Annotated in this window: 29 protein-coding genes and 3 pseudogenes; 12 read left to right on the top strand and 20 right to left on the bottom strand. The window is 38.4% G+C overall.

Annotation, left to right across the window (positions count from 1 at the left end; genetic code table 11):
* Nucleotides 1-73: 73 nt before the first annotated feature.
* The 4 genes from CYAN7822_RS29965 to CYAN7822_RS29950 all read right to left on the bottom strand — a co-directional run bounded on the left by CYAN7822_RS29965 (nt 74) and on the right by CYAN7822_RS29950 (nt 1,514).
* Nucleotides 74-433: an HNH endonuclease gene (locus tag CYAN7822_RS29965; protein ID WP_013334709.1), complete on the bottom strand. Its 360-nt coding sequence runs from the start codon at nt 431-433 to the stop codon at nt 74-76.
* On the bottom strand, nt 411-821 hold the full coding sequence (locus tag CYAN7822_RS29960) for a hypothetical protein (RefSeq protein ID WP_013334708.1): 411 nt from the start codon (nt 819-821) through the stop codon (nt 411-413). Before CYAN7822_RS29960 ends, CYAN7822_RS29965 begins: the two co-directional genes overlap by 23 nt.
* A complete protein-coding gene (locus CYAN7822_RS29955) occupies nt 799-1,203 on the bottom strand; it encodes a hypothetical protein (RefSeq protein ID WP_013334707.1) in 405 nt (134 codons plus the stop codon). Before CYAN7822_RS29955 ends, CYAN7822_RS29960 begins: the two co-directional genes overlap by 23 nt.
* Before the next feature lie 107 nt (nt 1,204-1,310).
* Nucleotides 1,311-1,514 carry a helix-turn-helix domain-containing protein gene (locus CYAN7822_RS29950; RefSeq protein ID WP_013334706.1) on the bottom strand — a complete coding sequence of 68 codons (204 nt, stop codon included), beginning with the start codon at nt 1,512-1,514 and terminating at the stop codon, nt 1,311-1,313.
* A 175-nt stretch (nt 1,515-1,689) separates the two neighbouring features.
* Here CYAN7822_RS29950 and CYAN7822_RS34980 point away from each other — a divergent pair, with 175 nt between their 5' ends.
* The 4 genes from CYAN7822_RS34980 to CYAN7822_RS29930 are packed head-to-tail and all read left to right on the top strand — an operon-like array spanning nt 1,690 to nt 3,566.
* Nucleotides 1,690-2,556 (top strand): BRO-N domain-containing protein, encoded by an 867-nt coding sequence (locus tag CYAN7822_RS34980; RefSeq protein ID WP_013334705.1) that lies wholly within the window; start codon nt 1,690-1,692, stop codon nt 2,554-2,556.
* Nucleotides 2,549-2,854, top strand: a complete 306-nt coding sequence (locus CYAN7822_RS29940; RefSeq protein WP_041934108.1) for a hypothetical protein — start codon at nt 2,549-2,551, stop codon at nt 2,852-2,854. The genes CYAN7822_RS34980 and CYAN7822_RS29940 overlap by 8 nt, the downstream gene beginning before the upstream one ends.
* A gap of 2 nt (nt 2,855-2,856) precedes the next feature.
* Entirely contained in the window at nt 2,857-3,084 is a 228-nt protein-coding gene (locus CYAN7822_RS29935) for a hypothetical protein (RefSeq protein WP_013334703.1), read from the top strand.
* 53 nt (nt 3,085-3,137) lie between these two features.
* Nucleotides 3,138-3,566 (top strand): hypothetical protein, encoded by a 429-nt coding sequence (locus CYAN7822_RS29930; RefSeq protein ID WP_013334702.1) that lies wholly within the window; start codon nt 3,138-3,140, stop codon nt 3,564-3,566.
* 14 nt (nt 3,567-3,580) lie between these two features.
* On the opposite strand, the gene CYAN7822_RS29925 is transcribed toward CYAN7822_RS29930, so the two are convergent.
* The 5 genes and pseudogenes from CYAN7822_RS29925 to CYAN7822_RS29905 form a co-directional block, all read right to left on the bottom strand.
* Nucleotides 3,581-4,492, bottom strand: a complete 912-nt coding sequence (locus CYAN7822_RS29925; protein WP_013334701.1) for a minor capsid protein — start codon at nt 4,490-4,492, stop codon at nt 3,581-3,583.
* Between the two features lie 4 nt (nt 4,493-4,496).
* Nucleotides 4,497-4,810 (bottom strand): annotated as a pseudogene (locus tag CYAN7822_RS29920) (DUF2231 domain-containing protein); the annotation flags it as partial.
* A gap of 7 nt (nt 4,811-4,817) precedes the next feature.
* On the bottom strand, nt 4,818-5,366 hold the full coding sequence (locus CYAN7822_RS29915) for a VOC family protein (protein WP_013334700.1): 549 nt from the start codon (nt 5,364-5,366) through the stop codon (nt 4,818-4,820).
* Between the two features lie 4 nt (nt 5,367-5,370).
* Complete coding sequence (locus CYAN7822_RS29910; protein ID WP_013334699.1) at nt 5,371-6,183, bottom strand: SDR family oxidoreductase; 813 nt, start codon at nt 6,181-6,183, stop codon at nt 5,371-5,373.
* 317 nt (nt 6,184-6,500) lie between these two features.
* A pseudogene (locus CYAN7822_RS29905) lies at nt 6,501-7,716 on the bottom strand (ISL3 family transposase).
* Nucleotides 7,717-7,834: 118 nt separating this feature from the next.
* Between CYAN7822_RS29905 and CYAN7822_RS29900 the strand changes: the two are divergent.
* The 3 genes and pseudogenes from CYAN7822_RS29900 to CYAN7822_RS40390 all read left to right on the top strand — a co-directional run.
* Nucleotides 7,835-8,119: a hypothetical protein gene (locus CYAN7822_RS29900; RefSeq protein WP_041934106.1), complete on the top strand. Its 285-nt coding sequence runs from the start codon at nt 7,835-7,837 to the stop codon at nt 8,117-8,119.
* Between the two features lie 45 nt (nt 8,120-8,164).
* Nucleotides 8,165-8,335 carry a hypothetical protein gene (locus CYAN7822_RS40395; RefSeq protein WP_342635711.1) on the top strand — a complete coding sequence of 57 codons (171 nt, stop codon included), beginning with the start codon at nt 8,165-8,167 and terminating at the stop codon, nt 8,333-8,335.
* A pseudogene (locus CYAN7822_RS40390) lies at nt 8,335-8,607 on the top strand (fasciclin domain-containing protein); the annotation flags it as partial. The gene CYAN7822_RS40395 and the pseudogene CYAN7822_RS40390, both read left to right, overlap by 1 nt.
* A 185-nt stretch (nt 8,608-8,792) precedes the next feature.
* Here the strand turns inward: CYAN7822_RS40390 and CYAN7822_RS29890 are convergent.
* The 6 genes from CYAN7822_RS29890 to CYAN7822_RS29865 all read right to left on the bottom strand — a co-directional run bounded on the left by CYAN7822_RS29890 (nt 8,793) and on the right by CYAN7822_RS29865 (nt 15,063).
* Nucleotides 8,793-9,584, bottom strand: a complete 792-nt coding sequence (locus tag CYAN7822_RS29890; protein ID WP_013334698.1) for an alpha/beta fold hydrolase — start codon at nt 9,582-9,584, stop codon at nt 8,793-8,795.
* On the bottom strand, nt 9,575-11,974 hold the full coding sequence (locus tag CYAN7822_RS29885; RefSeq protein WP_013334697.1) for a glycoside hydrolase family 15 protein: 2,400 nt from the start codon (nt 11,972-11,974) through the stop codon (nt 9,575-9,577). The genes CYAN7822_RS29890 and CYAN7822_RS29885 overlap by 10 nt, the downstream gene beginning before the upstream one ends.
* A 128-nt stretch (nt 11,975-12,102) precedes the next feature.
* On the bottom strand, nt 12,103-12,459 hold the full coding sequence (locus CYAN7822_RS29880) for a colicin V family bacteriocin (RefSeq protein ID WP_013334696.1): 357 nt from the start codon (nt 12,457-12,459) through the stop codon (nt 12,103-12,105).
* A 14-nt stretch (nt 12,460-12,473) separates the two neighbouring features.
* Nucleotides 12,474-12,986, bottom strand: coding sequence for an HPP family protein (locus CYAN7822_RS29875; RefSeq protein WP_013334695.1), 513 nt, complete (start codon nt 12,984-12,986; stop codon nt 12,474-12,476).
* Nucleotides 12,983-13,495, bottom strand: a complete 513-nt coding sequence (locus CYAN7822_RS29870) for a DUF1622 domain-containing protein (protein ID WP_013334694.1) — start codon at nt 13,493-13,495, stop codon at nt 12,983-12,985. Before CYAN7822_RS29870 ends, CYAN7822_RS29875 begins: the two co-directional genes overlap by 4 nt.
* Complete coding sequence (locus tag CYAN7822_RS29865) at nt 13,492-15,063, bottom strand: GMC oxidoreductase (RefSeq protein ID WP_013334693.1); 1,572 nt, start codon at nt 15,061-15,063, stop codon at nt 13,492-13,494. Before CYAN7822_RS29865 ends, CYAN7822_RS29870 begins: the two co-directional genes overlap by 4 nt.
* A gap of 533 nt (nt 15,064-15,596) precedes the next feature.
* On the opposite strand from CYAN7822_RS29865, the gene CYAN7822_RS29860 reads away from it, so the two are divergent.
* From CYAN7822_RS29860 to CYAN7822_RS29850, 3 genes are all read left to right on the top strand, one after another.
* Nucleotides 15,597-16,493 (top strand): SMP-30/gluconolactonase/LRE family protein, encoded by an 897-nt coding sequence (locus CYAN7822_RS29860; RefSeq protein ID WP_013334692.1) that lies wholly within the window; start codon nt 15,597-15,599, stop codon nt 16,491-16,493.
* A gap of 30 nt (nt 16,494-16,523) precedes the next feature.
* Complete coding sequence (locus CYAN7822_RS29855; protein ID WP_013334691.1) at nt 16,524-17,033, top strand: DoxX family protein; 510 nt, start codon at nt 16,524-16,526, stop codon at nt 17,031-17,033.
* Between the two features lie 327 nt (nt 17,034-17,360).
* Nucleotides 17,361-18,578, top strand: coding sequence for a zinc-dependent alcohol dehydrogenase (locus tag CYAN7822_RS29850; RefSeq protein WP_013334690.1), 1,218 nt, complete (start codon nt 17,361-17,363; stop codon nt 18,576-18,578).
* 89 nt (nt 18,579-18,667) lie between these two features.
* Here the strand turns inward: CYAN7822_RS29850 and CYAN7822_RS29845 are convergent, their stop codons facing one another.
* The 5 genes from CYAN7822_RS29845 to CYAN7822_RS29825 form a co-directional block, all read right to left on the bottom strand.
* Nucleotides 18,668-19,756, bottom strand: coding sequence for an SDR family oxidoreductase (locus CYAN7822_RS29845; protein WP_013334689.1), 1,089 nt, complete (start codon nt 19,754-19,756; stop codon nt 18,668-18,670).
* Between the two features lie 178 nt (nt 19,757-19,934).
* Nucleotides 19,935-20,408 (bottom strand): cupin domain-containing protein, encoded by a 474-nt coding sequence (locus tag CYAN7822_RS29840; protein ID WP_013334688.1) that lies wholly within the window; start codon nt 20,406-20,408, stop codon nt 19,935-19,937.
* Between the two features lie 55 nt (nt 20,409-20,463).
* Entirely contained in the window at nt 20,464-20,655 is a 192-nt protein-coding gene (locus tag CYAN7822_RS29835; RefSeq protein ID WP_013334687.1) for a DUF2795 domain-containing protein, read from the bottom strand.
* 297 nt (nt 20,656-20,952) lie between these two features.
* Entirely contained in the window at nt 20,953-21,795 is an 843-nt protein-coding gene (locus CYAN7822_RS29830) for a DMT family transporter (RefSeq protein ID WP_013334686.1), read from the bottom strand.
* A 151-nt stretch (nt 21,796-21,946) separates the two neighbouring features.
* Nucleotides 21,947-22,558 carry a class I SAM-dependent methyltransferase gene (locus CYAN7822_RS29825; RefSeq protein ID WP_013334685.1) on the bottom strand — a complete coding sequence of 204 codons (612 nt, stop codon included), beginning with the start codon at nt 22,556-22,558 and terminating at the stop codon, nt 21,947-21,949.
* Nucleotides 22,559-22,863: 305 nt separating this feature from the next.
* Between CYAN7822_RS29825 and CYAN7822_RS29820 the strand changes: the two genes are divergently transcribed.
* Nucleotides 22,864-24,147 carry a TIGR00341 family protein gene (locus CYAN7822_RS29820; RefSeq protein WP_013334684.1) on the top strand — a complete coding sequence of 428 codons (1,284 nt, stop codon included), beginning with the start codon at nt 22,864-22,866 and terminating at the stop codon, nt 24,145-24,147.
* A gap of 338 nt (nt 24,148-24,485) precedes the next feature.
* Nucleotides 24,486-25,439 carry a tetratricopeptide repeat protein gene (locus CYAN7822_RS29815; protein WP_013334683.1) on the top strand — a complete coding sequence of 318 codons (954 nt, stop codon included), beginning with the start codon at nt 24,486-24,488 and terminating at the stop codon, nt 25,437-25,439.
* Nucleotides 25,440-25,525 lie beyond the last annotated feature (86 nt).

Raw genomic sequence — 25,525 nt, 5'->3', positions numbered from 1 at the left:
TTGGGTTTTAAAATGATTCAAATTATTGGTTTAATGCCGAAGGGGCGTTAATTTAGCCCCCTGTTTCTCGGTTTTATTTGTTGCCTTTAGAGGTGTTACAGGCAGGACACAACAATCTGAGGTTACTCACATCTAGGGCTAGTTGCGGATGGGTAGATATAGGCTTGATGTGATCAATGTGGGAGCCGATGAGGGGCATAGATTTTTTACACATGGCACATAAGCCCTGCTGAATCGCATATTGCTTTTGTTTCCAGTCTTGCCCGTCTTTGCTGCCTTTCCATTTGTTGAAAAGATGTCGCGGATCGTTTTTCTCCTCTAGCTCCTGCCGCCTCTTTTCGTTTTTCTTAAGAAAGCCGGCAAGTTTGATGTTGAAATCGTGAGCTTTTTGGGATATTTCTTGAATTTCTTTAATTTCGCTGTCTTCTAGCATTACTTTTTCCTTTGATGGTAGCCGATTGACCTTTAAGCTTGTTAATGTGGGTGTTGATTTCGAGTAGCTTGCTGTGGGCTGCCCTGGATAGTTGGCTCAAGGCGGGGTCGCTGCCCTGCCCGAAAGCGGCCGGGATGACGTTTTGAAGCCGCTTGGATAAAACTTCCAGTAGGCGGGTTAGGGTTAGCCGAGTTTGGGGGGCGATACGTGATCGCTTTAGATATTCGCGTATGTTTTCAACGACTTGCTTGAGGGAGTAGAGCTTGAATACCTTTTCCTTGCCTATGGGGGTTAGGGTCTTGGTAATGGCTATGGCTAGATATTCGCTTGCTCCGTATCCCCGCAGTTGGGCGCGGGTTGTGGTTTCAGGCAGGCTGGTCTTGGTCATCTTGAAATCCTTTGTACATATTGATTAAGGCTTCTATCCAGGGGTCTTTTAAGCCGACCCTCTGAGCAATTCCGTAAAGTTTTTCGATAAGGGGAATGAAGATGCTGTTCATCTCTTCAAATTTTTGGGCAGTTTCTTTGAGGTGTTTTTCGAGTTCTTCCTCTGCAAGCCTTTTGCCTTTTGCTGCCCTCGTCGCCTGCCCTTTTTGTGCTGCTTGCAGGGTTTGCCGTGTTTTTAGTTCAGGTCCGGCAAATTTGGCTAGAAGGATGAGAATATCTTGCTCGGTAGCCGACTTAATGTTTTCATCGAAAAATGCTCTATTTGCATCTGCTTCAGTCCAATTGTACTGTTTAGCCAGTGCTATCGCGTCTTTTTTATTCATAGATTGCCCGTCCAACATTTTACTTTATTTTGTGCCGCCTTGGGTTGGAACGGTGTGACTGAGATCACTGAAAAGTGGCGGGATGAGAGCCGAGGTATCCCGCCGTATTAGTTTTGGATTTTAAATAAATCGCCAAATTCGCAACTTAAGTATTTACAAAGCCTTTCAGCCGTTTGAACATCAATCCGGCTAAATCGATTATTGGATAAATTGCCGATAATAGTAGGACTTAAGCCCGTATCCTGGGCAACTTTAAGCTGCGTTAAGTTTCTCTCTTGTATAAATTGGCGAAGGGTGCAAATCACGGTCATAACCTCAATTTGTCTTTATCTATATATATAACTAACTTACTAAATGCTTACTTGTCAAGTTAGATAGTTATATACAACTATCTAGATAGCTGATATAATAAACGAGTGAAAAGCGATCACTTTGAAGTTCGAGCTTACAGTGATCGCCAGCTAACCACTTTTTCAAAGGAGATTCATGGTAGCCGATAAAAGCTTATCAGTTTTTTCTTATGGCAACAATCAGATCAGAATTGTTCTGATCGACGGAGAACCTTGGTTCGTTGCCAAGGACGTTTGTAATGTTCTAGAACATTCAGATGTTTCTATGGCCTGTCAACGTTTGAAGTCTTACGAAAAGGGGACAAGTATTGTTTGTACCCCAGGCGGAAATCAAGAAATGGCAATTATTTCAGAGTCTGGACTGTACCGCCTAGTTTTAACTTCTCGCAAGCCGCAAGCCGAACCGTTTCAAGACTGGGTGTGTCAAGAGGTGCTGCCATCTATCCGCCAAACAGGACGGTATGAAGTACAGCCGCCACAGCCAAAAGCTCAAGGAGAACTCATTTTGATGTTGGCCCAGGAAGCGGTCGAGCGAGACAAAAGGATTAATGCTCTTGAAGCCGAACATAATGAAACTCGCCACGAAATGGCGATGATCAAATCTCAGTTGGCTGATACGACGGGGCGCTTAGATCGCCAAGCTGCCGAATGGCGAATCGGCTTCGATATGCTCCAAAAGACCAAACAAGAAGCCTGGGATGCCCTAGATTTGCTTCAGTCGGACTGGAAAAATAGCAAAGAGATAGCCCAATTGACGACCCGTTCAAGGATTAACCTTTTGGTTCGCAGCTTCTGCAAACTGACCGGAGTTAGCTATAAGGATGTTTTCACAAACTTCTATCTTCAGTTGAAGTACCGTTACCACTACGACGTGAAGGCGAGAGCCAGGAATAGCCGCCGGACTCTCATCGATCAAGTTGAGCAGGATGGGCAGATTGAAAACCTCTACTTGATCGCGCTTCAGTTCTTTTATGGATGGATGGGGAAAAATCAAAATGGCTAAAATTTATGACGACTTTGACATAATCGCACTTGAAAACGCCATTGAGCAAGCCTACAGCACGGAAAACACACCCTTCTGTGACTATGAGGTCGATGCTGATTACGACTTTGGAACCTACCATTACCGAGTATGGCGTGGGCGTAGCTGCCTCGGCTCTTTTTATCGTTCTCCTATGACTGATGAGTGGGTTGCTAAGCCATTCTACAAAAATGGAGAGTTTGTGTATGAACCTAATGAACAGAGCTTCGGCTCTCATGAAGAAGCGCAGGCTTACATTATTCTCTGTTGGGAGGGTTAGTCATGGATTTTTACCCATTTACTCAACATGACGACGAACTCGCCCTAGTGTTGTCGCTTGTCAAAACGCTCAACAAAGCGATCAATTATGACGTTCTTCAATCTTCGGGTTCGGTCGAGGCTTATCTCGAAACTGTTCAAGAGATTGAAAGTAGACTTGATCACGCCATTGAGTCCATAAAACGCGATAAACGGGTCTATTGGTCGAAACAATCTCAAGAAAATAATTAATTTTCACCCCCTGGTTAGTCCAGGGGACTAACTCAACACAAGGAAGCTTACTTATGATGAATTCAGAAAACAAACCCGTTGGATTAGACATTTATTTCCCCTTTTTCGATTTGGTTAAAGCCGCCAGAATGGTCGCACCTTATGGAGAAATAGTCATTTCAGGTTATTCTGATAATTACACTAATATTATCCTTCGGCTAAAAGATGCCTCAAAAAAAGAGGAAATTAAAAAGCTTTTGTCATCTGAGGCTGCCACTATTTTTAACTTCCCTCATGGACAAGAAGATCAACTGGCATTTTATAAATTTCATACGGGAACTGATCTAACTCCTTTGTTGGAAAAACTTGAACAAGCTCAAACGGCCGAAGAACTTAAAACAATTTTCGAACAATACCCATCTGAGGATATTGATGAATGTTGGATGATATTTGATGACAGCACAAGAAAAAGGCTTAATTTATTGGCGGCTTCACTTTTTTAGTTAACTTATCAGTTTTAAGGAGTCCATATCGGGACTGGGGGTTTCTCCAGTCCCGCCGCTTTTTCGAAGGGTGAAAGCCCGTAGTTCGGCTCTTTTCCTGTTGCTCGAAGCTCCGCGATCCCTTGTTCGTGTGATCGCCTGTGCCAATCATCATTTGTCAAGCCCTGTTCTTGCCAATCGGCTTTCCAGGGCATCGCCACACATCTACATTGAGGGTGGCAAGGAATTCTTATTTCCTCTATGCGGTAAACATTTCCATTTCGTGCCGAGCAGTACGGACATACTCTATCATCAACTGTCGCCTGAAACTGGGCAAAACGGATATTATTTGCTAAAAAATGCTGTTTAAGGGCACTATTAAACGCTGATAAACTAGCAGTCCGAGCAATCATTTCGGCTCTAACCTTAGTCACACCTAGCTCTCGCCGCAAATAAGGCGCAATCCTAGAAGGATGCCAGCCTTGGATAATGCCCTGCTCGATAATCGCGCTGGCTTTATTGGCAAATTCATCTCCATATTTCCCCAAATACCTAATCTGTTCCTCTACAGCGTATTTAAGAGCCTCTATGGGCACTTTAGCAGTTGCCTGAACAAAATCGTCTCCTTCCATAAGGCGGGAAAATTTTCCCGCCAAACTAACGCCCTGTTCATTGGCAGTTTTTAGTAGCTCCTCAAACAGTTGGCTGTATCGGCTCGTATTACCGACTATATCGAGCAAACCTTTAAGCTCATTCAACAGCAAAAGCTTTCTATTGGCCGCCGTTAAGCTCCCGTTCTCTTGAATCTTCGGATACTTAATTCTAAGCTCTCGCTCTAATTGCACAAAGGCTTCAGCCAGAGCGCGATTAATGCGTTCTATAATCCTATCTTCGGCTTGAGAGAGAATAGAATTGTAACGTTCAATTAGGGACAATGGATCGGACATTAGCTGCGGTAATTCCTACTACAATAGCTGATAGTATCCAACCCGTAAAAGTATGGATATTTAACGTTTGTTGAGCGGCTTGATAAGGTTGAGCAAGCCCAGCTTCAAACTGCCCAAAGATCACCGCTAAAAAAATCGTAATTGAAGCCACAATCATATTCCAAAATCCGACTTCAAAAAGATAATTTTGCTTCCAGAAATACCCAATAATATCACAGAAAAAAGCAAATAAAACCATCGCTATAACAAACTGAACGATAATAGGATGGATGGGACTGGATAAGGTAAATTAACATCATTAAGACGTAAATTTAACATAGTATTTTTATTCCTCTATAAATAATAATACGTGTCCATCAGGGTCTGGGATTAAACAAGCTTGTTTAGAAGTATTTTTTAACTGGACTAGATGAGATGAAATGAATTTTACACCGTTATTCTGGAGTTCTTTTACAATGTCTTGAATATTATTAACAACAAGTTCTATTTGAAGATTAGCAAGAACGGTACTTGTCCAATTTTTGGGTCGAGAACGACCCTCAGAAGGCTTAATATAATCGAGGAGTTCAATCCCCATACCTTTTTCAGTTGTACTTAAACTGGTAATTCGGACTACAGCATGAGGTAAACCGTCAAGATCAGCTTGAGTTTTTCCTGTATTTAAACTACTTTCTTTAATTTTTAAACCCAATAGTTCCTGATAAAATTTAAGGCTTTGCTCTGTATTAGAAACCGCTATTGCCGTGTGATCGATTCCTAAAAATAATTGTTCATTTTGCTCATGCCATTTCTTTTTTCCTTTATCAGGAGGAAACCAAATTAATTCTAAATCGTGACCATCAGGGTCTTTAAATTTAAAAGATTTTACTGTCATCGTTTTAACCTCCATGAGCAAAACCTGGATACAATGTCATACCACCATCCACATAGATAGTAGTACCATTAACATAGTCAGAATCATCACTAGCGAGCCATACAGCCGCTTTACCAATATCATCTGGTTCTCCTACTCTTCCTTGAGGAATTAATTCTAATAATTTAGCTTCAGCTTGTGGGGTATCCCAAGCATTTTTATTAATGGGTGTTTTAATAGCGCCTGGAGCAATACTATTAACTCGTATTTTATGGGGAGCAAGTTCCTGAGCAATGCTTTTCATCATCATGTCAATTCCCCCTTTACTAGAAGCGTAATTGACATGACCGGACCAGGGGATGACCTCATGCACAGAACTAATACAAATAATTTTACCGGCTGCACTTGATATATTCGGCTTGACTCCTCGTTTTAAAAATTCTTTAGCCGCTTCTTTAGCACACAAAAATTGTCCTGTTAAGTTAACATTTATAACTAAATTCCAATCATGAAGACTCATGTCAACAAAAGCGGCATCTTTTTGAATTCCTGCATTATTAACTAAAATATCAATCCCGCCAAACTGTTGATACATTTGCTCAAACATGGCCAAAACTTCATCTTCAGATGCAACATTTGCACCTATAGCGATCGCTTCTCCCCCTTCATTGCAGATATCGGCGACAATTTTCTGGGCACTTTCAGCATCGGAATGATAGTTGACAACGACTGATGCACCTGCTCTAGCTAAATGACGGGCAACTGCTTCACCAATGCCTGAACTAGCACCTGTCACTAAGGCTTTTTGATCTTTAAGTAAATAAGGAGAATAACTCATGTCTTTTTTGGCTTAACTTGAGTTTACAGTAATCAGTTGAACAAGTCAAAATCTATTAACAGGTTGATTTTAAAAATATATCCGAATCGGCTCATCTACTTTAAGTTATAGTTATTGGGTTTAGTTTGACATCAATAAAATTAACGATTGTGAATAAATATTAAGTTCTTAGGTTTCTTTTGACTTGGTGAGTTCTTTCAATGATTGACTATAATTAAATTTGGCCTACTCAAAGCATCTATTAAGCACAAATTTTTCCGTAAAATATAAGCTTTTTCTTATACTTTAAAACATCTATATTTAGGGTTCTTCCGTACTTACTGTGCTAAACTATTAGGATAATGCCCCCGTAAAGCTCGTATTTCAAAGTTTTTAAAATTTCTAAATCCAAATCCACAACGCTTTAATAATTTTAATTTATTATTAATCCCTTCTACTATAGCCGAAGTTGTTCTTTTTTCAAAATATCCAACAATTTCTCCAAACCAACGTTTTATGGTTTTGACGCTCTTTCTATAGTAATGTTCGGCTTTTTTTAACCAATCTATTAATTTTAATGTCCCTTCTCCTAAATTTTTGCTTTTCTCAAATATTAAATGAAATTCTTCTTTTAACTCGTGCATAATAGCTATCTGTGGAGAGGCTTCTTTGATTTGTTCCAGCTTTTCTTTTTGTTTATTAGATAAGTCTTTTTCTCCTTTTAATAATATATATTTACTTCCTTTTAAACTGTTAAACAAAGAAGCTCTCTTTTTAATATTTAAGGATTCAGCTACTTTTTTTTGGCCAATCCTGGCTTGGTTAAGTTCTTCTTGAACGATTTTCATTACATGAAATCTATCTATAGTTATATCAGCATTTGGACATAGCTTTTTAATTAATGATTTATAGTTACCGGTCATGTCCATACTTACTTCTTTAATTTGAGCTAAAACTTTTTCTCCAAATTCTAGCATCACTTTTTTGATCTCTGATTGGGTTCGTTTTGAAACTAAACCTAATAATTTATGTGTATCTAAATCCACTAAAACTACTATAAATTTGCCTTGCCCTTTAACTAAACTTATTTCATCTATTCCTAATCGCTGCAAGGAGTCAAGATTAATTGGAATAATATTTAAAGCAATACTCATAACCATTGTTTCAACTTCTTCGGGAGTTAATTTGTTGTTTTTGGCAACATTCTTAATATCACTATGAATAACTTGCTTTGTAATATTTTCGGCATATCTATAAGTGAAATTTTTCTTAGTTCCTACAAAGTCTAAAATTTCACTAAAGGGTTTTTTACAGTTATCACATTTAAATCTACGACGATTTACTCTTAAAATTACTTCTTTATTCCCTATTGGTAAATCTTTAACGCGCATATTTGTTATTTTGATGAAGACGATGGCTCTTGTGACCACAACGAGGGCATTTTGCCGTTTTTGAAGCTTTTCTTACTGATAAAATTAAAGTATTTTCTGCATCAGTGATATCTTCCACTATAACCCCTGGTAAATTTAATAGTTGGGTCATTAATCTCTTCATCTTTAAGTTTTTAAACAAAAAACTAGAATTTATTTCTAATAGTTTAGCACAGTAAGTACGGAAGAACCCTTATCCCTGGAAAGGAGAAATTAAGCATTATCTCACACGGGAAGGGAAAATGCAGGAACGCTCTTTTAAATCTGGCGATCAATTAGCGGCTGAACTGCTTTATTTTTCCGACTGTATTTTGCAAAATAAAGATCCTGAACCTTCGGGAATAGAAGGGTTAAATGACATTCGTATTGTTAATGCTCTTCAGCGTTCTTTAGATACAGGTAATTTTGTTCCATTAGATGACCTAGATTACCATAGAGGACCATCAATTGAACAATCTATCCAACTTCCCCCCCATCAAAAAGCTCCCAAGCTTGTTGATGTGACTCCAGCTACTGAAAAAGCTTAAAAGATGACAGTAGCCCCAAAATTATTTTAAAATAAGGAGATTATTATGCCAGATGTGTTAGATACTGCTATCAATGCCGGTTGTTTTACTACTTTAGTAGATTTGGTTAATGCGGCTAGTATGGCACAAGCTTTAAAAACCGAAGGTACTTTTGTCCTTTTACTGTTTTCGCTCCAACAGATGAAGCCTTTTCTAAGTTACCATCAGGAACAGTAGAAACCTTGTTGGAAAATATTCCTGATTTAATCACTCTTTTGAGATATCATATTGTCCCTAATCAAATAATTATGGCAAAAGATATAGCTCAAAATGATTCTTTGGAAACTTCAGAAGGTTCATCGGTAAAAATTAAAGTTTTAGATGATAGTATTCACATCAATGAAGCTAAAGTCATTAACGCTGATATCAAAGCAGATAACGGTGTTATTCATGTCATTGATAATGTGATTATTCCTCAATCAATGGGTAAACTTTTAGCTTTAAGTTAAAATTAATATGTAGGATGCGTCTCCCGACGCATCACTTTACTTTCTCAATTGTAAGTACCTGGACATAAATAAAGTTCATGATGTTAAGAAATGTAAAAGCCTTAAAAGCCTTTCCTGTTCCCTGTTCCCTGTTCCCTGTTCACACAGTTAACTTTACTTATGTCCGACCACTTACTAACTTTAGTTTACTCAGGTAAAAATTCTGCTTTTTGTAAAAGTAAGCGCAAATTAACATTAGTTTGAGCTAAACAGGCATGGCCACTATTAGGTAGAGTAATAGTCTTAACATCCTTAAAATATGGAGCTAGTCGCTTAATTTCAGATAAGGAGGGTAAAATAAGATCACCTTTACTAGCAATTAATAATACAGGTTTTGTTATCTTTTGAAGTTGATTTTCTGAAACCCTAAATTCTCGCAAAAGTGCCAATCTTTTAGCGGCAGTAGCTTTAGGAGCGGAGCGAGTAGCTTTTAATAAGGCTTGGCGACTTTGGGAAGACAAGCGATTTAAAGGAGCAAGACAAGGTACTGTTAAAATCGAAGAGAGATCATAGATAATTTTAGGAGTCCAAGGAAGTAAATAAGAGCCTAAATTTAGCCAAGGAACTCGATGAAATGATGAAGCAGGATTGATGAGAATTATACGATCAAATAACTCAGGTTCTTGCTGTAAAATTTTTAGAGCTAGACAGCCACCAAAAGATTCTCCACAGAGATAAACTGTTGCTTGTGGTTTTTGCTCAAGTTCAGAGCGAGTAAGTTTGATCGCTTGAGAACTAAGATGCTCCCAGTCGGTTAAATTGTCGGCAGGAATAACAAAACAACGAACATCAAATACTGTTTCTAAATCCCCTATTTGAATTTTCATTAGTTCCTTAGCCGTTTCATCCATTCCCGGCAGAAATACAAATAAGGGAGCGTTTTTTTTAAGAGGATTAGGAGCAAAAAAATAAGGTTGATGGTTATTAATTAATGCCATATTTCAACTTGATAATTTTTGTTTTCCCATTGATTACCCTCTGTCCAAAGAAAGGTAAAATAGATAGGTGCTTTCTGCTCGGCATTTACAGGAATATTTACATAATAGACATCTACCGAAGTGCAAGTAGATTGAAAATTATGAACCGTTTGCCAATTATCTTGTGACCAATGTAATTGAAAAGGAGCAAGTGCTTGTATTCTTAAAGTCCAGCCTGGTTTAACTTGTTTTACCTGTCGGTTAAATTTCCAAATTTCAAGATTTTTACAGGAATTGCGATTACCTAAATAACGTTCAGCTACTTCAGGAATCCAGTCAAACACCTGACCATCTTCAGTTGAACGCAATAGCTTAATATATTCAGAATGGGCCCACATCAAAGGCATAGCAGAGCCGGTGGATTTGCCTAAAAACATATTAATCTCAGGACGATCCGGTTCGTCCCAAACTTGCTCTGGTAGTAATCCTGTATCAGTCGCAAATCCTTCCATCGCCTTAATATAGGGAGTGACATCATTTCCCCTCATCAATTCATAATGTCCTCGCTCTCCAGTAAGTAAAGGCCAAGCGCGACCTTTACCCCAACCTTGATAAGGTTGACCATCTGGTCTTTGTCCATAACCATCATGATTATAGCGATGCCAGCAAGGGCCAAAGAGAGTATCTACTTTTAAAACAGCATCAATCACTTTAACAGAATCCACAATAATCGGATCATCTGGTTTACGAATCCCAAAACGCACTAATTGTAAAAAACCAGTAGCTACAATTTCTTTAGCCGGAAATTCACTTTTTTGACCGGGAGGTTGATTAGCAATTGATAAAATTCCCTCATTCGGGTTTTCATTCGGACAGGGATCATCAACACTAGCCGGAGTAATGCGAATATAATGGCGTTTAATATCGGGAACTAGAGTTCCTTCTGTAGTTACCGTCCAAGTTTCTAGATGACTTTCTAGGAAATCTGCGTATTCTTCCAAAAATTGAGCCGTTGTCGAGTCATTTCGCTCCCGAGCCAAGGCTCCGGCACAAATTAAGGCCGCAATATTAGAAGCGAGAGTAAAAGGAGAAAAACCACTGGTTTCTTCCCAGCGCTCTTGTTGAGTAACCGGACCGTGATGTACTAGAAATTTTGCGGCTCGTATTACCATAGGATAAATGTCAAAATTTGAGATAAGTTTTTGAGTATGAAGTTTCCAAGCCAATATAATCGGAAAAGCCACCTCATCTAATTGAATTCCTTGCCAGTAAGGAGTGCCATTAATCCAGAAATTTTGGGCAAAACCTCCGTTTTCTTCTTGATTTGTTGCCAAATAAATAAGCGCTCGCCGGGCAGTTTGGTGATCTCCTGCGGCCATCAAACCAATGGCACTGCTAACCATATCTCTAGTCCAAACAAGGTGATATCCTCCGGGACTTTGATCGTCTCTTGCTTCACCCCAAGGAATAGAAAGAGAGGCAATAATAGCACCTGGATAGGATTTATCTTCATGAGCTAATAAAAGACTAACACTACTTTGATAAAGATTACCCTGATCGCCAGATTTTTGTTTTAGAGAAATAATATTTTTATTTTTCTCTTGCCATTGCTTTTGATAAGTCGATTTTTGTTGACAAAAGGGGATTTCTAAAGATTGAAATAAAGTAGAAATAGCATTATGCAAACTGTTCCCAAAAGCTAGACCTAAAGTAAATTTATTTTCCGGGTTTAGAGCGAGTTTTCCCATTAAGGCTACATTGCCATTTAAGGCTTGAGAAAATTCCCAATCCATCTGACAATTATCTTGAAGGTCTGTCCAACCATCGCTTTCTCCTACATAACCACAAGATAATTTAGTAAAAGGAATTGTTGCTCCTAATGCTAACCAAGTATCATCTTTTTCGGCTACCAATATTTTCTGTCCGGCTACTTCAATAATATGAGCATTATTGTCCTTGCCCCCAACATTTAAATGAGGAGAACATAGAGCATATAAGTGAAGTTTGGAGACAATAGAAGGTTCACCGACTAATTGGGTGTGCTGCAAAATACAAGAAAGTTGAGGATCGCTAATGACTTCTTTGATAATCGTGTAACGTTCTTGAGGATCGTGATTTAAAATGCGATATCCTAACCCATGATCCCAGATTCTTTCTATTTTTGAATGGAGATCGCGCTTTTCTTCTTGAAAAAAGCTTTGATTGTCACTAATAAGGTATTGTAAATCTCGTATTTGTGGACGATCAATTGTCGGGTAATAAACTTCTGTTATTATGCCGTTCCAAATTGTAAACCAGACACGACTAGCGCTAAAAAGAGCCGTTCCAATTCCGTCTTTATTCCCATGCGTCCATCTAGGAGCAACCCCTGGACAACCAAAAGCTTGAGATTGATTGATAAACTTAACCATGTCTTTTTATTTTTCCCTTACTAGGTAAAACAAAATAGGAAAAAGAAACAAGATGAAATACTATTGCCTGTTCCCTGTCCGGCACGGACAAGCGACGAAGGAGCGCGGAGTACCGCCTATTCCCTTATTTACGATTGTGGTTTTGATAATGCTTGTAATTCTTCCCAAGAATAATGAGCAGGTAATTCAACGGGTTTGTTATTAGCACCTACACCAAAACTATAACTAGGGCTAAGTTCTTCGGTAAGTTTTTCCGTTAAATCGGCTAATTTATTACCAGCTACACCGCCAGCGATAGCACCAGCTACACCTCCTATTGTTGCTCCTAAATTTCCGGCTATAGATTTCCCAATAGCCGCGCCGGCAACTCCTCCTCCGGCTGCCCCTATGCCGGTTGATAAAGTATGAATATTATCAGTTGATTGACTTTGATTGTCATCTTTTTGAGATTCTGATTGGGGGTTAGATTGTTGTTCTTCAGTCATAATTTCCTCCTTAATTATTGATTTCCTAAATGAATTAAAAGCCAAAGTGCCAAGCGTTCTAATCCAACTAAAACCGCAGTAACACCTACTGCCAACCCGAACAAAATTAAATTACTTTCATTACCTGCTCTCAAGGCAAAACTTAAAGAAGTAGAAACGGCGGGAGGGTGCATCACATTCAACAAGATCATCAAAATAATGGTGATAATCATGGCAACTCCCCCTGATATATAACCCGATCCTAAAATTAAAAAAGCGATAAAACCGATGATGGCGGCCATAGTTTGAGCAATGACTAAAGTGCGAACCGTATTAGTGGCGTGTTGTGGGTCTAGATATATTAAAAAAGCACTAGAAGCAAGAGAAGCAAATAATAACCGTTGGCGGCTTAAAACCTCTACCAAAGCTAAGACTGCTAAAATAACCAGCGTTGGAGCAGTAGCCATGATTAACTCTCCCTTCCAATTTAAACGACTTCGGAGAGAATGCTTTTGTAAAGGTTGGATAGTAGACTGGTGCTGCTTCATCGGTTATTTTCCATTATTTTTGGCTCTCGATCTAATGAACGCTTTTGTTCTCCCTGTTCTATTTCTCGTTCTAGAAAATAATTTAATAAAGTTCTCAGTAAAACGATCGCTCCCAAATTGAGAATATCTTGACGAGTTGGTGCTACTGCTGTGCGTAAAATATCACTAGCAACCGTAAATTCTAGCCCTAAAGCTAACACTCGTCCCAATTGTAAGCGAATTCCTTCGGTAGCATCAAAATGGGGTCTAGAACGAAAGAAAAACAATTGTAGATAAGTCCAAATACCTCTAATTACGGCTCCTCCAATTACCAGTGCTGCGGCAATTTCTGCTCCTGCCGCTAAATAACCCACAATTACCTTTAACCACGACTCCAAAGGGCTAATTAATGCTCCTTCCCCTGTGTCTCCTCCTTCTACATTCAAACTCAAGAGCAAAACTAGCCCTATGATGAGTGCTAAAGGCAGTAATAAGTTAACCCAAGTATTTTGCGACGATTTTTGGTTCATTTTAAACGTTCTTCTAAATGCTCGCCCACCCGCAAGGCATTAGCCATTATAGTTAGGGTGGGGTTAACTCCCGCTTGAGAAGGAAAGAAACTGGAGTCTACGACATAGAGATTATCTATATCGTGTGTTCTACAGTTTAAATTTAAAACAGAAGTTTTCGGATCGCTGCCAAAGACACAGGTTCCGCATTGATGAGCGACTACCTGTAAAGGAATCATGTGTCTCGGATAAGCGCTAAAAGGAATCACGTGCATGGCATTGCGGTGGATGGATTTCATGACGGATGTCCAGCGATGAATTAGCCGCTCAACTGTTTCGGTATTGTTAGGTTGGTAATCTAGATGAATTTTATCCCCAACAACTCGTACTCGATTATTAGGATCGGGTAAATCCTCTATTTGTAACCACCATCCTACCGAGCGTTCAGCAATTAAATGTAGTTCATAACCTGGAATCAATTTTGTTACAGGTTTTAACAAAGGAGGTGCTTCTGCGGGAATCATTTGAGCTAAAACATTGCCGGTATTTTGTACTAACCCCATAGGATAAGGATAATCTGGCTCACCCCAATAAAAGTCACTAACAGCAATAGTTTTTTGAAAGCGGGCATTATTGGGTTCAAAATGAAGCGCTAATAAAGCGACCTCGTTTTGCTTTGTAAAGTTGCGCCCTACCTGTTGGGAACTATTAGCTAATCCATGAGGTTGTCGATCGTTTGCAGAGCGTAAAAGTAAAGCGGCAGAGTTAATACTACCACAAGCAACGACTACAATATCTCCCCTAAAATGACGTATTTCCCCATCAACATCTGTTTCAACAGAAGTAATTTCTTTTCCTGAAGCACTGGTGTGTAATTTGAGAACTTTGGCTTTAGTTAATAGGGTAACATTAGGATAAGTTAGATGAGCCGGTCTGACTGCATTAATATCAGCATCCGCTTTACCATTAACTAAACAGGGATAACCATCAAAAGTATCACAACGAATACAAGGACTATTAATAGGATCTTTTTCGTTTAATTTGATCCCTAATGGTATATGAAAAGGATGATAGCCTAATTTTTCGATTCCATCGGCCAGTTCCTGCATATCTGGTTCATGACTAACGGGAGGATAGGGATAGTCAGCACTTGACGGGGGTTCTGTGGGATCTTTTCCTCGCTCTCCATGCACTTCATAAAGCTTTTCAGCTTGAGTATAATAGGGTTCAAAATCTTGATACTTTAATTCCCATTCTGGTGAAATACCTCCTTTGTGAATAACTTTTTCAAAATCTCGTTCTCTGCGCCTAAATAAAGCGGCTCCATAATGTTTAGTATTACCTCCTACCCAGTAGCACATTTGTGGTTGAAAAGGTTTTCCTTCTGAATCATACCAATGTTCGTCAGTTTGATAGCGTTCTTTTTGATAAACTTCTTTTGCATCCCAATTTTCTTTTTCTCTGGGGAGAAAATCACCTCTTTCAAGGACTAAGATTTTTTTTCGGGTGGGCGCAAGTCGATGGGCTAAAGTGCCACCTCCTGCCCCCGTACCAATAATAATTACATCGTAGTGTTCGTTTTGGTTCATTTTTTAAGCCTTAATTTTTCTTGAGTAACACGGGTTGAGCATTGATTTTAATCCGAAATAAAGCATAGTGCTTTCCTCTTTCATTAAGTAATTTATACTGAATTATTAATCAGATTAAAGTATATTTTTATCTATTAACCCGCTTTTTATTCAAATCAAATAATAGGATTTTTCAAACTAAATTTTCTCTATTTTTTATTTATTAATTTAATCATTGATTAAATTATATAGCTAATAAACTCGTCTCTAGATAATAATTTCAGCCTAGATTACTAATTAAAATTCATTACTAAATTAAAATTCTCAACAGAGAAACAACATCTATCTAAAGACTTAGATTTTATTTCTAACCTTAGACATATCAAAAAAATATCTAATTTTAAAAATTTAAGATTTAATAGAGACAACAGCACAATTTTTAGAAGTGCATAAATTAAGAATTTTCTTAATAAAGAAGTCTAAAAAAAATAGAAAAAAACATTTGCTGATAGTTTTTTTGTTCTACATACAATTGAAAAGATTCGGAGGGACTAATGCCTGAAGCAATTGAAATTTATGACGATCGTATGGTTTCACTGATGGGCCAGGTTAACGTAGTCGAAAAAATTGCTGATAGTGCTGTATGGAGTGAAGGCCCTGTTTATATCCAAGAAGACGATAGTATAATTTGGAGTGACGCTCACGGAAATCGCTTATTACGTTGGAGTGTAAAAGATGGCGTAACTGTATTACGTGACCCTTCTGACTATCAAAGTGGTAACTATCGAGATAAGGAGGGGAGAATTGTTGCTTGTTCATCAGGTTTACGGGCAATTATTCGTCAAGAACATGATGGTGAGTGGAAAATATTAGTAGATCGCTATCAAAATAAACGTTTAAATAGTCCAAATGATTTAGTCGTCAAAAGTGACGGTACAATCTGGTTTACCGATCCCACCTATGGAATCACTGAACCAAATCAAGGTTACGGCGGAGAACAAGAACAACCTGGATGTTTTGTCTATCGTTTTGAACCAAAATCAGGAGAAATTGAGGCAGTTGTAACGGATATGATACGTCCTAATGGTTTAGCCTTTAGTCCAGATGAAAAGCTTTTGTATGTGTCCGATACTGCCTCCCATAATATTCCTGATGCCCCTCATCACATCCGTGTCTATGAGGTGATAGAAGGTCGTCAAATAGCTAATGGTCGTGTTTTTGCGGTTATTGAACCGGGTGAACCCGATGGATTTCGCATAGATGCACAGGGCAATATTTTTACTAGCTCCTCTGATAGTGTACAGGTCTATGCTCCTGATGGCACTCGTCTAGGAAAAATTCCGGTTCCAGAGACTTGTACCAATATGACGTTTGGCGGACCTAAAGGCGATCGCCTTTTTATTACTGCCGGACATTCATTATATGCGATCGACCTTAACACTCATGGCTAGTATTTTTTAACAATTAAAGGAGGTTTAACTATGATTGATGTAATTGCCATTATTAATGTCGCCGATTCTCCCGTATATTGGTTTAGTTCGCTTAATCCTGTCTATCCAGGCGGCTTTTTAGGAGTAATTTTTTTAATACTAAGAGCGAGTGTCGGTTTCTTATTTATGATACATGGCTACCCTAAGTTGATCCATCTGAGAGAGTGGGCTAATTCTATCAAAAAACCCGCTTGGTTGTGCTTTATCTCAGCTTTTACTATGTTTTTTGGGGGTGTTGCCTTAGTTTTAGGATTTTTTACCTTTTTAGCGACTCTCCCGATTTTCTGTTCAATGGTATTTGCCATATATTTACACATTGCCCAAGGCAAACCTTTTGTTGCTCGTGACCCCTATTTAATTCCCAATGATCAATATCAAGGGCCTCAAGGAAAAGGAGAACCGCCAACCTGGGAAAAAGCATATATGTATTGTGTGATGTTAATTACCATCATGTTTATTGGCCCTGGTGCGTTTTCTTTGGATGCTTTAATTTTTAGTTAAATACATTTTTTCTTTGTTAACTCTGATACATCAATAAAGATATTAAACACCTCTTTAGTAAGAGGAAAAAAAAAATCTTGTTCTTTAGGATTGAATCAAATCAGCATTGACAATCAATAAGCTGTTCAATAAAGTTTTTTTTGCAAAAGCAAATTTTTTTAAAGAGAACACAAGGAGCATAAATAAACTCCCTCGCAACTAACAAAAATTACTTGAAAATACGATAAATTGCCTCCTGACTTTGAGGTTATTTTTGCCGGCTCTCAAGGCGAAATGCGGGTTAATGCTTAACCCTTATTAATGTTCAAAATTGAAAGGAGTTTTTCAATGAAAGCAATAGTATTTCACGGAATAGGTGATATCCGTTTGGATAACGTACCTGATCCTAAAATAGAACAACCCACTGATGCGATTATTCGCTTAACAGCCAGTGCTATTTGTGGCACGGATTTACACATGATTCGAGGCACTTTTTCAGGCATGAAAGAAGGAACTATTCTTGGACATGAAGGAGTTGGTATTGTCGAAGAAATAGGAACTAATGTTCGTAATCTCAAAAAGGGCGATCGCGTCGTCGTTCCTTCTACAATTGGCTGTGGTTACTGTTCTTACTGTCGCACAGGATATTATTCTCAGTGCGATAATGCTAATCCTAATGGTTCAGCCGCAGGAACAGCCTTTTTTGGCGGTCCCAAGGAGACAGGCCCGTTTCAAGGATTACAAGCCGAGTATGCTCGTATTCCTTATGCTAATGTAGGATTAATCAAGCTTCCAAAGAATGTAAGCGACGATCAAGCTATTTTATTATCGGATATCTTTCCGACTGCTTATTTTGGAGCCGATATCGCTGAAATTACACCCGGAGATACAGTCGCTATTTTTGGTTGTGGTCCAGTCGGTCAGTTTGCCATCGCCAGTGCTAAATTATTTGGCGCAGGACGAATTATTGCTGTTGATACCATAGCATCACGCTTAGAAATGGCAAAAGCGCAGGGTGCAGAAATCATCGATTTTAACGCTGAAGATCCTGTTGAAATTATCAAACAATTAACAGGAGGGATTGGAGTTGACCGGGTGATTGATGCGGTAGGCGTGGATGCAGTATCACCTAACACCGGACCCGCCGCACAACAAGCTCAACAATTTACCGAAGAGTTTGAGCGACAGCAAAAACAGGTTGCTCCACAAACCAACCCTCAAAATGGAAACTGGCATCCTGGCAATGCGCCCTCAATAGTATTAGACTGGGCTGTACAAGCTCTAGCCAAAGCCGGAACCCTTTCAATTATCGGTGTTTATCCCCCTACACATCGCTTTTTCCCCATCGGTATGGCGATGAATAAAAATTTAACGATTAACATGGGCAACTGTAATCACCGCAAGTATATTCCTTTTCTGGTTGATCGGGTTAATTCTGGAATGCTAGACCCGACAAAAATTTTGACTCAAGTCGAACCCCTTATTTCAGCTATTGATGCTTACAAAGCTTTTGACAAAAGGCAGCCGGGCTGGATTAAAGTCGAGTTAGTTCCTGGCCGAAATTAATAAATAAGTTAAAAAAATTATCCCCTAGCAACCTGTGTGGGGATTTTTTTTAATAGCTAGACATCAATATCAAGCATTAATATCAAGCATTAAGGATTCCCGCTTCCGCCTGCCGCGCCATAAACTTGTCCTGTCGCGTAGCTCGACTCGGAAGAGGCAAGAAGTACATAAATGGGGGCAAGTTCTGCGGGTTGTCCGGGACGACCCATCGGTGAATCACTACCAAACTGCTCAATTTTACTCTGCGGTTGACCGCCACTAACTTGAAGTGGTGTCCAGTAAGGTCCGGGTGCAACTGCATTCACACGGATACCCTGCTGGGCAAGTTGTTTGGCTAGTGACTTAGTAAAAGCCACGATCGCTGATTTAGTCTGGGAATAGTCGAGCAGGTTCGCGCTAGGGTCATAGGCTTGGACTGAGGAAGTATTGATGATGCTTGCACCAGGCTTTAGATGGGACATAGCCGCTTTGGTAATCCAAAACATGGCGTAAACGTTTGTTTTGAATGTTGAGTCGAACTGTTCTGTTGTTAGATCTTTTATCGAGTCAACAGACTGCTGTTTACCGGCATTGTTGACCAGAATGTCCAGTCCACCCAGTTCGCGCACTGCGGTAGCAACAAGCTGATTACAAAAGCTTTCTTCTCGAATATCGCCAGGAATTGCTATTGCCTTGCGTCCTGCTGATTCAATCAATTGAATCACCTCACGGGCATCTGGCTCTTCGACAGGCAAATAGTTGATAGCAACATCAGCCCCTTCTCGAGCAAAGGCGATCGCGGCTGCCCGACCAATACCAGAGTCGCCCCCTGTAATCAGTGCTTTACGTCCGATTAGCCGTCCAGTACCTTCATAACTGGTTTCACCGTGATCGGGGCGTGGTGTCATCTCGCTGGCAAGACCGGGCGGTTTTTGTGGTTGTCGCGGAAAAGGTGGACTTGGATATTGGTTAACTGGGTTCTGTTTCATGGACTGGTTAGGTATTTCCTGGCTAGTTGTCTCTTGTCGGTTTGCTAGGGTAGATGACTGTTGCGCGACGGCTGGTGCTACTTGTGCTGCAACAAAACCAATAGATAGACCGCCTAGAATTTGACGGCGTGAGGCTTTTTTGAAAATATTTTTTTTTAATACCTCTTGCTGTTGAGAGAAAAATGGTGGCTGCGAATTTTGTGAACTCATTAACTTTCCTTACGACTGGGGTTTGAGAAAAAAACGCATTTGTATAAACTGCTTTTATTCGAGCAAATAGCGCAGCATCTACTTTTGGCGGTTATTCTTTTATTGTTTAATTCTTTGTTCTTGTAGTTAAACAACTGATAACTATTAAACAAAGCTACAAGTAGAAAGTAAAAACTATTTATTCCATTGGCGGAGTTTCATCAAACTGTATCATAACTAAAACGGCGGGTTCATTGCCTATAGTTCCTGAAAGATGTCCTTTACGTCCCTGAGAGTCTTCCTTGGTATTTTGATCAGCCCCAAAGGAAATGTCACCGGCACCCATTTCCACTCGTTGTCCATCCATTGTCTCCACAAACCACCGTCCAGACAGAGGAATAATCCACTGAGGCTTGGGATTTTCATGCCAAATTCCCGTCCAGCCTACAGGCAGCACACTAAAAACGACAGTAGCTCCCTTCTGTTTGAACTGTGCGATCCACTGAGGTGAGGCAGAGTCCGCGATACTTTTTAGTTTGAAGTTCTGAATTTGACGACGAGATTGATGACTGATTCCTTGTTCATCCGTCCAGACGTGCCAATAATCAAGAATAGGTTGGTCTTGAGTAGACTTAACTTGATTAGATTGCTGTTCTAGTATTTGATCGCTCATAAAATAGTTACCTCATAACTTAGATTTATCCTTACCCATTAAATTAAGCAAAATCTTATTTAACTTCTCCAAATGCTTTCTCTACATCTGCCATATTTTGATATTCACGCTCAGGCATTTGAGAAAGAATATCTTTTAATTCTTGACTAACATTTTGACTATTGGCATAATCGATGAGGTCTTGCTTAGAAGCGGGCAAATCAACACCTTTTAAATGCTTAGAAAGGTCAACAGCCGAGATAGCCATAATTAACTCCTTAAAATCTCGATTTTTTTCTTTGATTTTTACTTTAACAACTACTTCCTGTTGGTTTATCCTTCACAAGATATATTTAGCCCTAGTATAGAGCTTAACAGAGTATATATATTTTCGCAGCTTTTTTTTTTCCATTATTGTAATTAAGTTACATCTTTTTTTATCTATACAAATAAAATTGAATTTTTACCAACTGTCTCGCCCCGCCTTATGCTTTCATTCAATTAAATATAGAGGAAATGCAATCAAAAAATAAAGTAATAAGCATAAACAAAACCTAATAAATATTTATTTATTTAAATCTATTAAAAATATACCAATACCAACAATAATCAAGCCAACTAAACGACTGAATCCAATTTTTTCTTTTAACATAAAACGCGCCCCTACTAAACTAATAACATAAGTCAGGGCAGTAGCGGGTCTGATCAAACTAATATCAGCCAAACTTAAAGCATATATAAAACTGAAAAAGGATATCGTTTGCCCAGTAATTCCTAATATAATCCAATGATTAGTAATAAATTTTTTTCCGAGTTCTAACATATGAGATAGAGACCCTAACTGAACTTTACCGATCTGCTTCATTCCCTTAGCATTAAACAAATATCCAAAACCATCCCCCAAAACAATAATCAATATAAATACCCAAATTTTAAATCGAAACAAACCGAAAGGTAGTAGGGCAAAAATTAAAAAATTCAGCCCTGATTGCAAGTATTTTTTAAGGGCAGAAAAAAAAGTTTTTCTCATTTCATGGCTTTTATTAATAGTAACAATAAATACTCCTAATGTAATGATTAAGGTGGCAATCCAACGCAGGGAAGAAATATGTTCTCCTAAAATTAACCAAGCCAATAAAGCATTAAAAATATAATTAGAGGCAAGTATGGGTAAGACAAAACTCAAATCCAGCCGGGAAACGGCCACATAATACAGGACTAAAGAGATAATAAGAGAAAATATCCCTAGCCAAATCCAAGGGCTAGTCACTACATAAGTTATTAAAGACCAAAATGCCGATACATTCGATAAATCTACTTTTCCTATTTTTTTCATTGCAAAACCTAGCAAAATATCACCTATTACCTGAGTAAAAACTAGCAAGGTTAATAAAATAAAATTCGTCATTTTTTAAAAAATTTTAGTTAATTTGATTAATAGATATTCAAGAATTAATTTAAATTAAAAGTAAGACATTTTAGCTGAAAAAAGCTGGGATTTTACCCAGTTAAATAAAAAACTTAATCTCTTGCTTGGATTAACAACTCAACCTGCTGTGCTACATCACTAATATAATTTTTGTGTTCAGCCATTCCATATATTTTATTAAGCTTCCCCATCCACAACCAACATCGAGAAGAGTCATTCCTTTTTCTAATTTCAATTTTCGACAAATAAGGTCAAGTTTTGCTTCTTGTGCTTCTTCTAAAGTCGTAGCATTTCGCCAATAACCACAGCTATAAGTCAAGCGGGAATCTAACATCTTTTCATAGATATTTTTGTCTAAATTATAATGATGGCGACCAACTTGAAAACTTCTGGTTATTGTTTGTAAATTAAACCAAGCGGTTTTGAGAATTTCCCACTGACCCCAAAAATTATAGGTCCTGATTTTTTCCTGTACACGATTTCTTAAAAGTTTAGTAAACAAAACATCTAATTGAGGGCAATACCACCATCCTTCTAGATAAGATTCCCCTAAACCTAAAGACCCTAGGAAAAAAATTTGAGTATAAAATTTAGGGTCATGAACTTGAATGTCCCAAGGACGATCACCATTAATCTTAATATCAGCTTCTGCTAAACAAGTCTCAAAGGATTTCTGTAATGTGGCTTGTAAGTTTTTTGACAAAAAATGTAAGGTATTGGGTAAAAAGTAAACATTCTCCATATTATTTTACTGTACTCTATCGGCAATAATTAATTCCTATATTATTGTTTGATCTTAGGAAAATGTCTAACTTAAGACAGAATTTTTATTAAGCAGATAAGAATTATCCTCTACTAACGGCTCTCGCTTTCCAAGTAAAACATCTATCTTAAGAATTATATTTTGCTTGATTGAAACTGAATTTATCAAAAAAATACTTAAATACAAAAAAATTTTGCCAAAATCTACCTATTTAAGGAAACCAACTCAGCCAAAATTTGATATATTACGATACGTGGATAAGTTTATAAGCAGAAAAAAAGACAATGCGTCAACTGCTAGTTCAAGTGCCATTAGGACAAGGAAAAAAAGTTTTAGAAATTGCTCAAGCTCATGAGGGAAGTAATCTAAGCCAGTTTGAGGCAATGAGTCCTAATGGTCTTATTGATGAGGTAATTGTTCATTTATCCAATCGAAAAATAGAAGATTTTTTAAAGGCATTAGATGATATTGCTGATGTGCATATAACCTTAACTCCCCAAGGAGTAATGGCACTAAAACCCCCGTCTTCTCAAGCCGCAGAGGAAGTCAAAGAAGTTCAAGAACTCAGTCCTATTGAAATTTTTTTAGAAGGGTTACAAAGTGTTGGAAGTTGGCGAGGATTTCTTGGATATGCAGCCATGGCGGGAATTGTGGTTTGGATTGGATTATTAACCAATAAAAGTTATTTGTTGGTAGCGGCTATGCTGATTGCACCCTTCGCAGGTCCAGCCATGAATGCAGCCCTAGCCACCGCACGGGGAGACTGGCAATTACTACGCCGGAGTTTATTGCGTTATTTTGTGGCTTTGGGAGTAACAATAGCTGTATGTGCCTTACTCAGTTGGATTTTCCGCCAGCAAATTGCTACCGCTCAAATGATTTCTATTAGTGAAATTTCTGAAGTAGCGGTGCTACTTCCCTTAGCCGCAGGAACAGCAGGGGCACTTAATTTAGTACAATCAAAGCGAAGTAGTTTAGTATCAGGTGCGGCTACAGGAATGTTAGTGGCTGCCTCTTTAGCACCGCCTGCGGGTTTAATTGGAATAGGTAGCGTTCTTGGACGATGGGATATGACTAAAAGTGGTCTATTTCTTTTATTGCTACAACTGGTAGGAATTAATTTATCAGGTGCAATTATATTTCGTATGTATGGTTTATCTGCTCGTGGGGCACGCTATAAGCGAGGAAAAAAATCTGTTACTATTGTTACTTTGATAATTACCACAGTAATACTGGTGAGTTTGATTATTTTTCAGTTTAGAGATTCTCCGACTTTACAAAGAGCAACTCGCTCTCAAAGAGCAACAGCTACTATTCATCAAGTTATTGAAAAAAGTCAAGAGGTGGATTTAGTTGAGGCAAATGTTCGTTTTACTCGTGCTAATATTCCTAATCAAGATACTTTATTAGCGGTTGTTTATGTTCAACCTCATACTAATCTTGTTCAGTCTAAAGAACAATTACAGACTGAGCTAACTCAAAAAATTCAAAATCAGTTACAACAACAGTTTAAGGCTACTCCTCTAGTCAATTTGACTATTTTAGAACCTCCTGTATCTCAACCCTAAAAAATATTTAATATGATCATAGTAATTTTGACGATTAATTTGAGAAAGTCCCATTTTTTTTAATAAAATTTATCTAACTTTAGGAATAAACTCATTTAATTCTAAAGGTGGAGGTAATTAATCTTTTTCTGATATAATCTAAAAACGGAACTAAAATTATAGAATAATTGTAATTAATCCAAAATTCTTGTCTTTGTTTTGTAAAACTAATTACTAATTAATCTAAAGCCCTTTTTGATCCTCATCAAAAATATAAAAATAATGCTACTGAAAAAAAATAATCTAGCTAGAGCTATCAAAAACTTGATTTGACAACCTAATTTTTAAGGAAGACAACTATGAATATTTTAAAATATATCCCAATAACTTTAGCATTTTTAGCCGCGTTTACATCTTACCCCGTTAATGCACAGCAGTCGGGAACAAGTTCCCGACCCCAGCCAGTTCCCCCGTCGGGTAATTATCCTACTGCTCCTTCTATTCCCCAATCAAATAATTCAACAACTGTACCTCAATCGGCCTATGCCGAATTTATGAGATTAGGTTATGCCGCGATGCAAAGAAAAGATTATTCTCTGGCTGCCCAGTATTTTAGACAAGCACTGTATTATGTGCCTTCAGATAGAGCCGCTACTATCGCTTATTGGAATGCTAGAGATGAAATTACCAAGCAGGACAATAATGTTTCCCAACAAGAAACTAATTACGATCGCTACATGAGAATTGCTTACGATGCCACAGAAAAAGCCGATTACCAAACAGCACTGATTAATTTTCAACGGGCACTCGAAGAACGTCCCAATGATTATTATGCGACTCAAGGAATGCGTAATGTCAACACCTATATTAATCGTGGTGAAGGAAGCTCTAACGCTCAACTTAATACCGAGCCAACTTTTTATATCGGTGAATCAGCCTATGATCGATATATGCGTTTAGGATACGCGGCTCAACAACGAAAAGACTATACTACCGCAGCTAATTATTTTCGCAGCGCCCTTTATGAACGTCCTAATGATCGTCTAGCGACTGTGGCTTTCTGGAATGTTCAAGATGTGCTAAAAAATGGAAAACAAGAAAATCGGGCTACACAAGGAGAGTCGGATTATGATCGCTATATGAGACTAGGATACGATGCCACTGAGCGAGGAGACTATCCTAGTGCTTTAACTTATTTTCGTCAAGCTTTATCAGTGCGGCCAAATGATGAGTATGCAATTCGTGCTATTCGTAATGTAACTGCCTACGAGCAGAATGCTAGAGGAACAGGTGAAGCCAACAATAATCAATGAGGCTTTACAAAACCAGCCGTAAAAGCTTAATTTAAAATGTGAGGAGGTGCTTTTTAAATTTTACAACCATAATAAACTTAGCCAGA

The sequence above is a fragment of the Gloeothece verrucosa PCC 7822 genome (genome assembly GCF_000147335.1).
GTDB lineage: Bacteria > Cyanobacteriota > Cyanobacteriia > Cyanobacteriales > Microcystaceae > Gloeothece > Gloeothece verrucosa.
This window is presented reverse-complemented; position numbering and strand designations above follow the sequence as displayed.

What these genes read in the sequence shown, in the direction of transcription:
- CYAN7822_RS29965 (WP_013334709.1), bottom strand. Translation starts at nt 433, where the DNA reads ATGCTAGAAGACAGCGAAATTAAAGAAATTCAAGAAATATCCCAAAAA.
- CYAN7822_RS29960 (WP_013334708.1), bottom strand. Translation starts at nt 821, where the DNA reads ATGACCAAGACCAGCCTGCCTGAAACCACAACCCGCGCCCAACTGCGG.
- CYAN7822_RS29955 (WP_013334707.1), bottom strand. Translation starts at nt 1,203, where the DNA reads ATGAATAAAAAAGACGCGATAGCACTGGCTAAACAGTACAATTGGACT.
- CYAN7822_RS29950 (WP_013334706.1), bottom strand. Translation starts at nt 1,514, where the DNA reads ATGACCGTGATTTGCACCCTTCGCCAATTTATACAAGAGAGAAACTTA.
- CYAN7822_RS34980 (WP_013334705.1), top strand. Translation starts at nt 1,690, where the DNA reads ATGGTAGCCGATAAAAGCTTATCAGTTTTTTCTTATGGCAACAATCAG.
- CYAN7822_RS29940 (WP_041934108.1), top strand. Translation starts at nt 2,549, where the DNA reads ATGGCTAAAATTTATGACGACTTTGACATAATCGCACTTGAAAACGCC.
- CYAN7822_RS29935 (WP_013334703.1), top strand. Translation starts at nt 2,857, where the DNA reads ATGGATTTTTACCCATTTACTCAACATGACGACGAACTCGCCCTAGTG.
- CYAN7822_RS29930 (WP_013334702.1), top strand. Translation starts at nt 3,138, where the DNA reads ATGATGAATTCAGAAAACAAACCCGTTGGATTAGACATTTATTTCCCC.
- CYAN7822_RS29925 (WP_013334701.1), bottom strand. Translation starts at nt 4,492, where the DNA reads ATGTCCGATCCATTGTCCCTAATTGAACGTTACAATTCTATTCTCTCT.
- CYAN7822_RS29915 (WP_013334700.1), bottom strand. Translation starts at nt 5,366, where the DNA reads ATGACAGTAAAATCTTTTAAATTTAAAGACCCTGATGGTCACGATTTA.
- CYAN7822_RS29910 (WP_013334699.1), bottom strand. Translation starts at nt 6,183, where the DNA reads ATGAGTTATTCTCCTTATTTACTTAAAGATCAAAAAGCCTTAGTGACA.
- CYAN7822_RS29900 (WP_041934106.1), top strand. Translation starts at nt 7,835, where the DNA reads ATGCAGGAACGCTCTTTTAAATCTGGCGATCAATTAGCGGCTGAACTG.
- CYAN7822_RS40395 (WP_342635711.1), top strand. Translation starts at nt 8,165, where the DNA reads ATGCCAGATGTGTTAGATACTGCTATCAATGCCGGTTGTTTTACTACT.
- CYAN7822_RS29890 (WP_013334698.1), bottom strand. Translation starts at nt 9,584, where the DNA reads ATGGCATTAATTAATAACCATCAACCTTATTTTTTTGCTCCTAATCCT.
- CYAN7822_RS29885 (WP_013334697.1), bottom strand. Translation starts at nt 11,974, where the DNA reads ATGGTTAAGTTTATCAATCAATCTCAAGCTTTTGGTTGTCCAGGGGTT.
- CYAN7822_RS29880 (WP_013334696.1), bottom strand. Translation starts at nt 12,459, where the DNA reads ATGACTGAAGAACAACAATCTAACCCCCAATCAGAATCTCAAAAAGAT.
- CYAN7822_RS29875 (WP_013334695.1), bottom strand. Translation starts at nt 12,986, where the DNA reads ATGAAGCAGCACCAGTCTACTATCCAACCTTTACAAAAGCATTCTCTC.
- CYAN7822_RS29870 (WP_013334694.1), bottom strand. Translation starts at nt 13,495, where the DNA reads ATGAACCAAAAATCGTCGCAAAATACTTGGGTTAACTTATTACTGCCT.
- CYAN7822_RS29865 (WP_013334693.1), bottom strand. Translation starts at nt 15,063, where the DNA reads ATGAACCAAAACGAACACTACGATGTAATTATTATTGGTACGGGGGCA.
- CYAN7822_RS29860 (WP_013334692.1), top strand. Translation starts at nt 15,597, where the DNA reads ATGCCTGAAGCAATTGAAATTTATGACGATCGTATGGTTTCACTGATG.
- CYAN7822_RS29855 (WP_013334691.1), top strand. Translation starts at nt 16,524, where the DNA reads ATGATTGATGTAATTGCCATTATTAATGTCGCCGATTCTCCCGTATAT.
- CYAN7822_RS29850 (WP_013334690.1), top strand. Translation starts at nt 17,361, where the DNA reads ATGAAAGCAATAGTATTTCACGGAATAGGTGATATCCGTTTGGATAAC.
- CYAN7822_RS29845 (WP_013334689.1), bottom strand. Translation starts at nt 19,756, where the DNA reads ATGAGTTCACAAAATTCGCAGCCACCATTTTTCTCTCAACAGCAAGAG.
- CYAN7822_RS29840 (WP_013334688.1), bottom strand. Translation starts at nt 20,408, where the DNA reads ATGAGCGATCAAATACTAGAACAGCAATCTAATCAAGTTAAGTCTACT.
- CYAN7822_RS29835 (WP_013334687.1), bottom strand. Translation starts at nt 20,655, where the DNA reads ATGGCTATCTCGGCTGTTGACCTTTCTAAGCATTTAAAAGGTGTTGAT.
- CYAN7822_RS29830 (WP_013334686.1), bottom strand. Translation starts at nt 21,795, where the DNA reads ATGACGAATTTTATTTTATTAACCTTGCTAGTTTTTACTCAGGTAATA.
- CYAN7822_RS29825 (WP_013334685.1), bottom strand. Translation starts at nt 22,558, where the DNA reads ATGGAGAATGTTTACTTTTTACCCAATACCTTACATTTTTTGTCAAAA.
- CYAN7822_RS29820 (WP_013334684.1), top strand. Translation starts at nt 22,864, where the DNA reads ATGCGTCAACTGCTAGTTCAAGTGCCATTAGGACAAGGAAAAAAAGTT.
- CYAN7822_RS29815 (WP_013334683.1), top strand. Translation starts at nt 24,486, where the DNA reads ATGAATATTTTAAAATATATCCCAATAACTTTAGCATTTTTAGCCGCG.